The sequence below is a fragment of the Kluyvera sp. EC_51 genome (assembly GCF_019584505.1).
Taxonomy (GTDB): Bacteria; Pseudomonadota; Gammaproteobacteria; order Enterobacterales; family Enterobacteriaceae; genus Kluyvera; species Kluyvera sichuanensis.
This window is the reverse complement of record NZ_VDAG01000099.1, coordinates 163,024-173,872: the sequence shown is the minus strand read 5'-3', so window position 1 is coordinate 173,872 and position 10,849 is coordinate 163,024. Positions and strand designations below refer to the sequence as shown.

Below are 10,849 nucleotides of genomic sequence, written 5' to 3'. Positions count from 1 at the left end.
GGTGACCATCGTTATTGATGACGTGACCGGCGACGGGGTGATCAACCTGGAAGAAAGCCAGAAGGCGGAGACGGAGCTGACCGGGCGGGTCACCGGCGAGGACGTGGTGCGCTGGGACGAAGTACAAATCACCATCGGCGACCAGACCTTTACCGCGACGGTGCAGGCGGATCTGAGCTGGTCGGTGAAGGTGCCGACGGCGCTGCTGCAGGACGGCACGCAGATTGAAGTCAGCGTCAACGGCTACGATGCGGCGGATAACAGGGGCAGCGACACCGACGACACCGGGGTAGCCCGCGATCTGGCGGTAGATGTGACGATCGTTATTGACCCTATTACTGGTGACGATTACCTCGACACCTCTGAAACCACGCATTGGCAAGGACAAGATGCGCCAACGGCGACGATCACCGGCTACGTCACCGGAGAAGCCACGGAAAACGACACGGTAAGCATTACGGTTAACAATAAGACTTATGACAATGTGTCGCTCAAGCAGGTTGGCGATAAATTAGTCTGGGAATTAACGGTAGATACGGCGGAATTGGTCGCGACGCCAAAGGTTGATGCGCATATCACCATTACCGATGCCGCGGGAAATACCGATTTCAGTGACTATTCACGAACCGTCACAGTAGAAACCGCATCGGAAAAATTAGGCTCGGCTGGCAGTGATACCATTAGTGCAAATGAAGGCAGCAGCACAGTCATCATTGGTGACGTGGAGGGTTTTCAGGCCCAGCCAGGGCAAGACTACAATATAGCTTTTCTGGTGGATACTTCTGGCAGCGTATCAGCTAAGGATATCAGCGCGTTAGTTGCATCCCTGAAAACCATATTCACGACGTTAGCCGCCGGTACCGCAGTCGAAAACTCCGGGACGCTGAACATATTATTAGTTGATTTTGATACTAAAGTTCAATTTTCCTACGAAGCGACATTTACCTCGAGCATGACTGATGCGCAGAGAAGCAAGGTGCTGAACGATCTCATAACGCAAATGAACAAGATGTCCAGCGGCGGCAGTACCAACTACGGTGCTGCATTTGAAAATGCGGCAGAATGGTTCTCAGGGTTTGAAGGTGATGGAAGCACCAATCTCACCTATTTTATCACCGATGGGAAACCAACAATCTATACGGGTTCTTTGACGGTTGTTGATGTTGATGCACGCAGTACCGCCACCGCTTACCTTGATATTAATACCATCAACTTTAAGTTGGGCACTGCCTACTCGATGAGAGTCAATAATATTCTCAGAGAAGTTGTTGATAAGAACGGTAACGTATATGAATGGAATGGAAGTACGAGAACTAAAATTGGTACCGTTGTTTCGGATGGTGCGGGTGGCTATAAAATAACGGGCACATTTGGTTCTGGTAATGCTGCGAGCGCGGATAACCCTAACGTTACCAACGGGGCTCTGAGTTCCTTTGCTATGCTATTAGCGGTCTGCGGTACAATTGAAGCCTTAGGCGTGAATAAAGCCATCGGTGCTGACGATCTTAGAGCTTACGACTCTGATGGGAACGTACAGACTGATATTAAAGCCAGCGAACTTGCTGAAACAATCCTGGGTAAAAACGATATTCGTGTGGCAGGTGCGGAAGATATTGTTCAGGGGAAAAGCGGCAATGATATCCTGTTTGGTGATGCCGTAGAATTTGCAGGAATCGCAGGAAACGGCTTTGCAGCCATTAGGGAGTTTATCTCGAAGGAGATGGACGTTGACGTCTCTTCTATAACCTCTGCCCATATTCATCAATATATTACCGAGCATCCTGAAGTATTCGACATGTCACGAAGTGATGGCGGTGATGATATTCTCTTTGGCGGTGCAGGAAACGATATTCTCTATGGTGGCGGGGGGGATGATATCCTTGCCGGTGGCGATGGCAACGACCTTATCTACGGCGGTATGGGGAATGATATTCTGTTTGGCGACGGCTACAACGAATTTAGCGAATTGTTCAACTATATTTCGACTAAATTAGGGGTAGAAAGCCCAACGCTTGCGGATGTACAAAAATACATCATCGACAATAGTCAGGAATTTGATATAAGTTCGCCGGAAGGGGGTGATGACACGCTCTATGGCGGGGCGGGGAATGACATTTTGTTTGGTGGTGGCGGAAACGACATACTGTACGGCGGCGAAGGTAATGACACTCTCTACGGCGGAACAGGCAACGATATTCTGATTGGCGGCAAAGGCAATGACACGCTGTACGGCGGAAGTGGCAGCGATACGTTCACCTGGCTTAAAGGCGATGACGGGCACGATGTCATTAAAGACTTCAGAGTCGACGAAGGCGATCGCATTGATTTAAGCGATCTGCTGGGGGATGTTGCCGAGACCGATCTCGCTTCTTATATCAGAATCACGGATGACAGTAACGGTAATGCGGTTATCGAAATTAATACCAACGGAGAGCTAAGTTCTGGTGCCACAATGAGCATCACGGTTGAGCATTGTTCTGCCGGGGATTTTAATATTAATGACCTGATAGCAAAACCGGACACGCCAGTCATTTAATGGTTTACGACGTATCGCTATTAGTATTCAGATGACCGCTTCGGCGGTCATCTTATTGCGATAATAAAACGTTTTGTCGCGGGGCTCACGCAGTACTTAACGGTCTTTTATTATGTCTAAAAATAATTACGTAGGATTAATGATATTTTCCGTGTGCAAAAGCTGATTGTCTTTTGACCAGTAATAGCGATTCACCTCATTGACATCCACCACCCATTTAAACACACCGGCTCTGGCAAGCTCCCGACAATACTGATCAAAGGCGGTAACGTGAGTGAAATGGCGCTTGGCGGCAATTCGCGTCAGGCAACTGCTGGCCTCTGAGTTAATTTTAATGAGCCCACGGTCACTTTTCATCGAAACGTAAGAATCAGAAGAGGTCACAACCTTTACGTTCCCCGTCGCAACGAAGTAAATGTAATACGATATATTATTTTGTTTTAATTCTGTTAAGAATTGCAGGAAGTCTGATTCATTTCGGACCTGCTCAAAAAAACCTCTGAGCATTTCATTAAATTCCATTTACGCTCCCGATGTATGCCATATGTTGTATTGATGTTTATTATTATTTGATTGAATTGTGGTGATGAATAGTTAACTTGTAAATAAATTAAAATTCTAATAGTTTACGGCTGACATTTTAAGGTCTGCAAGGAAATGGTAATAGTATTCTAATTGTTACTAAGTATTGCTATAGCCGATGGCGAATTTGATAGCGCGATCGCACATATCACCCTACACTGGGCAAGAAATCATAAGGAGAGAACAATGTTAGAAGGGTACTTCGATCTCGACGGCGCCACCGGCGTTGATGCCGCTGAAAACCACAAGCGCTTACTGGCTGTTCAGGCTGCTCTGGAGATCTCAAAAGCCTCCGTTTCTGCATCCACCGCAAATTCGGGGATCCGCTCCCAGATGGACCTGCGCAACGTTTCTCAGGAAGTTGCCGCGCTCGCCGATGCTATCCAGGATGCGCTGGAAATCACAGAGTAACGTCCCGATACCGCCTTCGGGCGGTTTAGGACTCCCCCCTGACAGCAAATATGCTATTACTGGATAAAAAATATCCTGGCTGTTTTTTTTATTTTTGTTGGCGAAAGGTCAACCTTATTCAATTAATATTGTGTTCGATAAAGGTTTATAAAAATAAATATTGATTAAACGCAATATGCTCATACATGGCGGAGGATTATAACAGTTGAAGTAGTCATGGAGGACTCTATATGGGCCAGCGCTGTCATCGAATACCCCCTCGGGTTAGTTTTTTCTTAATCATCGCATGCCTGATACTTGTTGGCATGTTTGTGCTGGCTAACCATCTGGCAACCTATCGGATTGTGATCCCTGATATTTACTATCTGGTATTTACTGGACTGCTTTTACTGCTGGATGCGATTATCTTTTTCTTTATGTTTTTCCAGTTTATCTGTAATAGGAAACTACTATACGTAGCTATTCTTGGATTAGGTTTTTTAGGCTCTGATATTTATTGCGTAGAGGCCGTAACGCTAATCCAAAAACTTATCTCTGTGTGTATTCCACTTAATGCGATTACCAATGACCTGGCTATATTTTATCTTTTTCGGCAGGTCACGTTTATCGTCGCCATCCTTTTTGCACTTTACTACGCCTATTTGCTGAAGAAGAACATTAGCCCGAATGGTAAAGATGAAGCACTGGTCATCCTACTGGCATTCGCGGTTTTCTTTCTGGCGATATTTGCCCACAACCTGTCCAGCTACAATCCGCAGATCTCGCTGAATCTGATTAATAAAGCGAACGGTCACGACCGTAACGCCTGGAGCAGTTACTACAGCGCGTTGATTGTGGCAGGCTGGTTTATGACGCTGCTGTTGGCAATTGTCATCACTCAACTCAGGAACCTGCTGTGGGTGAGCATTGCGGCATTCTGCATCTCGAGCCTCTTCAGCAATCTGATTTTGCTGAACCTGAATGAGTACAATTTCTCCGTCTGGTATCTGAGTCGCGGCATTGAGGTGGTCTGCACCTTCTTTGTGATCATCGTGCTGCTCTATGACATCTTCCTGATGCACAAAAATTCCACCATGCTCTCGATACACGATCCTCTGACCGGTATCTACAACCGTGCCTATTTCTACAAAGAGCTGCAGCAACTGATCGCAGCTGGTGAGAGCATCAGTCTGATGATTCTGGATATCGATCACTTTAAACGTATCAATGACCGTTATGGACACCCGACAGGGGATGCGGTGATACGTAGCGTCGTTGAGTTAGCAAAAAACGCCACCCGTGAATGCGATATTCTGGCGCGCATCGGTGGCGAAGAGTTTGCCGTGTTGATGCATAACGCCTCTGCGCAGGTGGCGCTGACGGTAGCAGAGCGCATTCGTGGGCGCATTGAATCGGAGACGGCAAAAGCGGGAGCGAATCTGACCCCGGAGCCAATGACGGTGAGCATCGGCGTCTTTACCTCATTAGAAAAGCGTTTCACCGCCGATGAGTGCATTTCGTTTGCTGACAAGGCGTTATACGTCGCGAAGGAGAGCGGGCGAAACAAAGTTGTTGTCAGCAGGTAACGTCAGGTTACACGATTGAGTACTTTCCCTTCTGCGCGCAGGTGGTACACTGAAAATGTGATTTTCATCATGACCTGCGTAAAAACGAAAAAGAGATACTGCTATGCAACATATCATTGAAGGGTTCCTCAACTTTCAGAAAGAAGTTTTTCCTCAACGTAAGGAACTCTTCCGTAGCCTGGCTTCCAGCCAGAATCCTAAAGCGCTGTTCATCTCCTGTTCCGACAGCCGTCTGGTGCCAGAGTTAGTCACCCAGCAGGAGCCGGGGCAGCTGTTCGTCATCCGTAACGCCGGTAATATCGTACCGTCCTTCGGCCCGGAGCCGGGCGGGGTGTCGGCGACGATTGAGTATGCGGTTGTCGCGCTGGGCGTGACCGATATTGTTATCTGTGGCCACTCTAACTGCGGCGCAATGAAAGCCATTGCTACCTGTCAGTGTCTGGAACCGATGCCTGCGGTTTCCCATTGGCTGCGCTATTCCGACGCGGCGAAAGCGGTTGTCGAGAAGAAAACCTACGCGACTGAAACCGATAAGGTGAACGCGATGGTGGAAGAGAACGTGATTGCGCAGTTGAATAACATCAAGACGCACCCGTCGGTGGCCGTGGGCCTGCGCGACAACGCGATTCGCCTGCACGGCTGGGTATATGACATCGAAAGCGGTGCCATTCGTGCACTGGATAAAAACAGCAAAACGTTCGTCTCCCTGGCCGATAACCCGGAAGTCTTCTTCGAGTAATCGCCACCGTACGCTGCCTGCGGGCAGCGTTAACGGTTTTTCACCAGTCTCAGTTTGCCGCGTTTTGCGGAGCGCCGGGGCAACGCATTCGTAATCACATAAAGAAAAGGTTGCCAGGCCATGGCCTTGTCCTCCGCTGCCGTTGTTTTAAACATGGCAAACTGGAGAAGAAAGGCGCTCCGGCGAAAGACTGAATCTGGCCGTCTGCGCTCATGCTTTAGCATGATGACAGTAATTAAAACGGGAGCCGCGCGCGCCCGTTTTTTATTGCCAGTCCTTTACTCATCGCAAACAAAAACATTCAACTTATGCTTCATTAATGTTACAAATACAGCGAAATATCATGCGATCGGCGTCGGGAGGATGCGATGATTCTGGAAAAACTGCGGACACCAAACGGCAAGAAATTCCTGCTGTGTGCGGTAGTAGTATTTGCCATTGCTTTAGTAGTGGTAGGGCGAGCAACCTTTGGTGGTGTGGTCAGAGAATATAATCTGCCATACGCTGAGTGGACAACCGGCATGTTTGTCCTGCAAGGGGCGATGGTGATGGTTTACAGCTCAATATTTACCGTCCTGTGCTCTATCCCACTGGGATTTTACTTCTTAGGTTCCGAAGAGCAGCAGTAATCACCTCGGGTGAGCCCCTGCGCTCACCCGCCTGAATGGGTATTGCCATTCCGCTTAACTCCTGACAGGATCAAATTCTCGCTTGCGAAAGTTCTCAGCCATAATGATCTGATACGTATTGAAGACGTACCGGACGCAGCGGCTGACTGCGCGGGTGGCGTTTCAGGGAATTAACCCATCCGTACGGGGTGTCAGTGAGAATTATTCAGGATAGTTTGCGTAAAAAGCAGTCTCTGCTTGCCTCGGTAGCGGTCACTTTTCTGCTCATCTGCCTTGCCGTTTTCTTCTTGTACCAGCGTACGCTGTCGCAGGTGAGCGAAGGGGTTAACGCGATGCAAAGCCAGATGGTGACGATGTTTAACGATAACGAACTGATGGCGGAAGCCGCGGGCGTACGTTACCAGCAGATAAGCCGCCACTATCTGTGCGGCGATGCCGATGTTTTCGAGCCCCGTGGTGGCGCCTGGGGAATTAACGCCGATCCCAAAAATATCGATAAGCAGCATGGCGCGTTGATTACCCGTAGCCCCGAGCGCAGCGCCCGCTGTATCTATGTGGCTGCCGAATATATCCGGGATAAAGTCCGGGCGCTCAACCCTGAGCAGCACGATATCCATCGCTATATTATTGCCAGCGACGGCCGCTGGTTTTACTGGTTTACGCCCACTGATTCCGTGCCGTTTAGCTTTGAAACCTCACAGATGGCTAATGACCCGCGCCAGTTCTTCCATGAACCGGAAATGTTCTATGACCGCGTGCTGCAAAAAAGCATGCGTAAAAAATCCCTTAGCTCAACCACCTTTTACGCCGACAAAATTACCGGCGATAAGGCCTACAGCGTGGTGAGCTATATCTACGATCTCTCTGAAGGTGAACCAAGTAACCATATCATCGGCTATCTGGCCTATGACCTTTCACGGGTCGAGCTGCAGCGGATACTGAACCAGGCATTCAATCAACAGGTACCATCGGGATTAATTCTGGGCTATCAAAGTCGAGAAACGGGCGAAGTGCTGTGTATTGTCGGCAACTGCCGCTGGCTGGATAGCTACCGTATTCATACGGTCTCATCGCGCTATGAAATTAAATATGCGCTCCCGGTGTGGCTATTTATCGCGCACAACCCCTATGCGTTGACGATTCTGGCGATGGCGCCGGTGCTGCTGCTTTTACTGTTCCTGCTGATCCGCTATCACCTTAACCACGCAGACCTGCGCTTTTACCGTGACCCGCTAACCGGCTGCTTTACGCGCAATATTTTTGCCCTTATTCAGGAGCGCGGGCTGCCTTTTATGACGGTTATTCTTTTTGACTGTAACAAGTTTAAGGCGATCAACGATAACTATGGCCACCAGGCCGGAGACCGGGCGCTGCAGGCCATCTCGCAGTGTATGTTGAACGATGTTCGAGCGAACGGGGATTGGGTCATTCGCAGCGGCGGCGATGAGTTCGTGGTATTGCTGAGCCGGACGGATATCGCCCATGCGCATATGGTTGCTGAGCGGATTGCGGCAAAGATTGCGGTGTTCCCGTTCAGCCCGCAGGGGCAACAGGTGCCGCTATCGGTATCCTGGGGGGTAGCGCCGTGCGTCACGACGCTGGATGCGGCAATTCAGCAAGCTGACGAAGAGATGTATCAGATGAAAAATCGCCGTGGCGAAAGACGATAAGCCGGGCAGAAGCGCGGCTTATCTCCGGTTTACCACCAGCCGAGTTGAACGCCTACGACGGTAATGACGGCGACGATCAGCATAATAATCGTGGTCTTTCTCATTGTGCTCCTCCCGGCAGTGCGTAACCGCCTATAAAAAACCAGGCCAGAAAGATCACGGCGATAATAAAGATAACGATGGGAAAGGCGATACCCAATCTCATTGTGACATCCTGATTGTTGTCCAAAACAGCGCGTATGATACTGTAATTATTCGACCCGTTGGGCGCTAATTTCCGGGCGATGACGGAATTTTTTATCCTGATACATTTCGCTGTCGGCGGCGCGAAGCGCGCTGTCAGGGTCCATCAGGTGTGGGTCAACCACGACGGCACCAATGCTAGCACCGGGATAGTGAATCAACGTGTCGCCGAGCAGGTAATCGCCAACCAGGAGTTGACGCAGCGTTTCGGCAAACTGCTCAAGCTGCACCGTCGCGCGGGCAAGGGTAGCGACCATAAACTCATCGCCACCCAGTCTGCCAAGCTGGTCATCAGGCGAGATGCCGAGCTTTAGCCGCTGGCCCACCTGCTGTAAAAACGCATCGCCAGCCTGATGGCCGTAGCAGTCGTTGATCATCTTAAATTTATCGAGGTCGATAAACGCCAGCAGCACCGAATGGTTCAGATGCCGGGCGAGGGAGAACAAGGTCTCCAGATTTTCAAACACCGCACGGCGGTTCGGTAGGCCGGTCAGCGCGTCGGTGTAGGAGTGATAAATCAGCGCGGCGTTAGCTTCCTGAAGCTGCGAAACCAGCGACTCTTTTTCGATATAGCGGGCAATGATGCTGGCAAACAACTGCAACACATGCTCGCTGTTAAAGCTGAGCGGCTTTTGTTGGGTGCTGGTGGCGCACAGGGTGCCGTACAGGGAGCCGTCGGTCAGATGGATAGGCGTGCTGAGGAAGGTGGTGATCCCCAGCGCTTTTGCCGCATCGCAGTCGGCCCACTGCTCAGGTACGTGGTCGCTGTAAAAACAGCCGTCGGCCATGGCGCGCTTGCACAGAGTGTCGCCCCAGGGAACGGAGAAGTTTTCCGGGATGTTCATCTCGCCGCTGTTGCGCGAGTATACGATGTGCTGCAGGTCGGCCTGAGTATCAATTTTCGTCAGATAGGTGGATTCCATATTGGCCACCAGTTCAAGCATCTCAAGCAGTTGGCGAACAAGACTCTCAAGTGATTGTTCAGAGGCAAGCGTTTGTGATACCCGGGCAAGAATAATATCTGACATGAAAACAAGGGTCCCTACGATAGCGTGAGTGGTGGTTTTTCGCCCTAAATGAAATCCGGACTCACTAAATTTTATACATTATGTATCCAGAACGTAAGCACTGTGTGGCTAAAAGGTGTGTAACGGAAGGTTATCTGTTTCTTATTACAGATAAAAAAAGCCCCATCGGGGGAGATGGGGCAAAAATAACTCATTGATTATGGAATGTTCTGTTCTCTGGTCAGTTGAGAACGAGACGTACTTTACGTCGCAAAAGTGTAGCTAATTTGAAGAAATTATGGAGTTTAAAGCTAAATTCCAGCGTGAAACCAAGGAGAAATGATGTCCAGTCGCTACGTTTTACTACTGCCTCTACTGCTTGCTGGGTGTGCAAAATCAGCCGAACCGGATGCACCACCACCGCCGCAAATCGGTATGGCTAATCCTGCTGCGGTGTACTGCCAGCAGAAGGGAGGTGAAAGCATTCGTCAGGTCAATGCTAAGGGCGAGTTCAGCCTCTGTAAGCTGCCGAGTGGCGAAACGATTGAGGAGTGGGCGCTGTGGCGGCGCGATCATCCGCAGAAAAAATGACAGTACATTCCTTATCCAGTACACTGCGCCTCCAGGATAATTCTGATTAACGAGAGACGTATGTTTTCGCTGAAGCCGGGCACCATCGCCATTATTATCGGTGCCCGTACCGCCGCTGGCCGAGCAAATATCGGCAAAAGTGTTGAACTGTTTGCGCTGATTAAGCCAGGAGAACGCTGTCTGAACCCGGTGAACGGGCTGATGACAGAACTGGCCGCCGATTCGCCGCGTGCGCTATGGCTGGTGACCGGTGAAGTGAGCGCGGGTGAAGGGCAGCAGGGCTTCGCTTTTGTGCGTTCAGAATATTTGCTGCCGTTAACGCCGGATGCGCTGATGGCGCAGGAGCAGGCTGCTCTAGTGGGGTAACGCGATGCCCGTAGACATCGCGTTCAGGCGCTAGCGATTTTTCAGCCAGTCGGCCAGCACGCGCGCGTGGTTTTGCGCGGTGTTCGCGGCGGCATAAATCAGCGTTAGTCCCTGCTTTTGCGCGATGTCGGCCAGGCGCTGGCCTACATCCTGATGGTGCGAAAGCTCTTCGCGGTAGTGCTGGCAGAAGGTGGCAAAGTCGATAACCTCGCCGTGATAAGCCTTACGCAGCTCGGCTGAAGGGGCAAGGTCTTTGCACCATTCATCGTAGATAAGGTTTTCCTTTTTGATACCGCGCGGCCACAACCGGTCCACCAGGACACGGTAACCATCGTCAGGTGCTGCGTCGTCATATACGCGTTTACACTGGATCATATCCTTCCTCCCTTGTTCCATTCGACCATACCACAAAGATTGGTTGTGTTCGCCCTCTGGGTATTGCTAAAGCGTGACGACATCGCTAGTCTGAGGCTCCTTATGCCGTTCGAAACGTCTGCACATAAGGACCTC

Annotated in this window: 12 protein-coding genes; 8 read left to right on the top strand and 4 right to left on the bottom strand. The window is 50.2% G+C overall.

What is annotated here, in order from left to right:
• The coding region (locus FHC49_RS19245) for an Ig-like domain-containing protein (RefSeq protein WP_220440611.1) at positions 1-2,536 on the top strand (2,536 nt) is incomplete at its 5' end.
• Between the two features lie 126 nt (positions 2,537-2,662).
• Here FHC49_RS19245 and FHC49_RS19240 read toward each other — a convergent pair.
• Positions 2,663-3,058 carry a DUF1398 domain-containing protein gene (locus FHC49_RS19240; protein WP_220440610.1) on the bottom strand — a complete coding sequence of 132 codons (396 nt, stop codon included), beginning with the start codon at positions 3,056-3,058 and terminating at the stop codon, positions 2,663-2,665.
• Positions 3,059-3,304: 246 nt separating this feature from the next.
• Between FHC49_RS19240 and FHC49_RS19235 the strand changes: the two genes are divergently transcribed.
• From FHC49_RS19235 to FHC49_RS19215, 5 genes are all read left to right on the top strand, one after another.
• Positions 3,305-3,529 carry a hypothetical protein gene (locus tag FHC49_RS19235; protein WP_185665946.1) on the top strand — a complete coding sequence of 75 codons (225 nt, stop codon included), beginning with the start codon at positions 3,305-3,307 and terminating at the stop codon, positions 3,527-3,529.
• Between the two features lie 230 nt (positions 3,530-3,759).
• On the top strand, positions 3,760-5,094 hold the full coding sequence (locus FHC49_RS19230; protein WP_370631775.1) for a sensor domain-containing diguanylate cyclase: 1,335 nt from the start codon (positions 3,760-3,762) through the stop codon (positions 5,092-5,094).
• A 103-nt stretch (positions 5,095-5,197) separates the two neighbouring features.
• Positions 5,198-5,833 carry a carbonic anhydrase gene (locus FHC49_RS19225; protein WP_185665948.1) on the top strand — a complete coding sequence of 212 codons (636 nt, stop codon included), beginning with the start codon at positions 5,198-5,200 and terminating at the stop codon, positions 5,831-5,833.
• Between the two features lie 368 nt (positions 5,834-6,201).
• Positions 6,202-6,462 (top strand): DUF2534 family protein, encoded by a 261-nt coding sequence (locus FHC49_RS19220; RefSeq protein ID WP_185665949.1) that lies wholly within the window; start codon positions 6,202-6,204, stop codon positions 6,460-6,462.
• Between the two features lie 194 nt (positions 6,463-6,656).
• Positions 6,657-8,132 carry a GGDEF domain-containing protein gene (locus FHC49_RS19215; protein ID WP_220440609.1) on the top strand — a complete coding sequence of 492 codons (1,476 nt, stop codon included), beginning with the start codon at positions 6,657-6,659 and terminating at the stop codon, positions 8,130-8,132.
• 100 nt (positions 8,133-8,232) lie between these two features.
• On the opposite strand, the gene FHC49_RS19210 is transcribed toward FHC49_RS19215, so the two are convergent.
• Together FHC49_RS19210 and FHC49_RS19205 are read right to left on the bottom strand one after the other, a co-directional pair.
• Complete coding sequence (locus FHC49_RS19210) at positions 8,233-8,337, bottom strand: YoaK family small membrane protein (RefSeq protein ID WP_035897158.1); 105 nt, start codon at positions 8,335-8,337, stop codon at positions 8,233-8,235.
• 46 nt (positions 8,338-8,383) lie between these two features.
• A complete protein-coding gene (locus FHC49_RS19205; protein WP_220440608.1) occupies positions 8,384-9,403 on the bottom strand; it encodes a sensor domain-containing diguanylate cyclase in 1,020 nt (339 codons plus the stop codon).
• A gap of 321 nt (positions 9,404-9,724) precedes the next feature.
• Between FHC49_RS19205 and FHC49_RS19200 the strand changes: the two genes are divergently transcribed.
• The gene (locus FHC49_RS19200; protein WP_223883114.1) at positions 9,725-9,973 is read left to right on the top strand and encodes a DUF333 domain-containing protein; all 249 of its coding nucleotides are present in this window, start codon (positions 9,725-9,727) and stop codon (positions 9,971-9,973) included.
• Between the two features lie 60 nt (positions 9,974-10,033).
• Positions 10,034-10,339 carry a hypothetical protein gene (locus tag FHC49_RS19195; RefSeq protein WP_185665953.1) on the top strand — a complete coding sequence of 102 codons (306 nt, stop codon included), beginning with the start codon at positions 10,034-10,036 and terminating at the stop codon, positions 10,337-10,339.
• Between the two features lie 30 nt (positions 10,340-10,369).
• On the opposite strand, the gene FHC49_RS19190 is transcribed toward FHC49_RS19195, so the two are convergent.
• Positions 10,370-10,714, bottom strand: a complete 345-nt coding sequence (locus tag FHC49_RS19190; protein ID WP_185665954.1) for a DUF488 domain-containing protein — start codon at positions 10,712-10,714, stop codon at positions 10,370-10,372.
• Between the last annotated feature and the right edge of the window lie 135 nt (positions 10,715-10,849).

Excerpts from the sequence above, each read along its gene's own strand:
- FHC49_RS19240 (WP_220440610.1), bottom strand. The coding sequence starts at position 3,058 with ATGGAATTTAATGAAATGCTCAGAGGTTTTTTTGAGCAGGTCCGAAAT.
- FHC49_RS19235 (WP_185665946.1), top strand. The coding sequence starts at position 3,305 with ATGTTAGAAGGGTACTTCGATCTCGACGGCGCCACCGGCGTTGATGCC.
- FHC49_RS19230 (WP_370631775.1), top strand. The coding sequence starts at position 3,760 with ATGGGCCAGCGCTGTCATCGAATACCCCCTCGGGTTAGTTTTTTCTTA.
- FHC49_RS19225 (WP_185665948.1), top strand. The coding sequence starts at position 5,198 with ATGCAACATATCATTGAAGGGTTCCTCAACTTTCAGAAAGAAGTTTTT.
- FHC49_RS19220 (WP_185665949.1), top strand. The coding sequence starts at position 6,202 with ATGATTCTGGAAAAACTGCGGACACCAAACGGCAAGAAATTCCTGCTG.
- FHC49_RS19210 (WP_035897158.1), bottom strand. The coding sequence starts at position 8,337 with ATGAGATTGGGTATCGCCTTTCCCATCGTTATCTTTATTATCGCCGTG.
- FHC49_RS19205 (WP_220440608.1), bottom strand. The coding sequence starts at position 9,403 with ATGTCAGATATTATTCTTGCCCGGGTATCACAAACGCTTGCCTCTGAA.
- FHC49_RS19200 (WP_223883114.1), top strand. The coding sequence starts at position 9,725 with ATGTCCAGTCGCTACGTTTTACTACTGCCTCTACTGCTTGCTGGGTGT.
- FHC49_RS19195 (WP_185665953.1), top strand. The coding sequence starts at position 10,034 with ATGTTTTCGCTGAAGCCGGGCACCATCGCCATTATTATCGGTGCCCGT.
- FHC49_RS19190 (WP_185665954.1), bottom strand. The coding sequence starts at position 10,714 with ATGATCCAGTGTAAACGCGTATATGACGACGCAGCACCTGACGATGGT.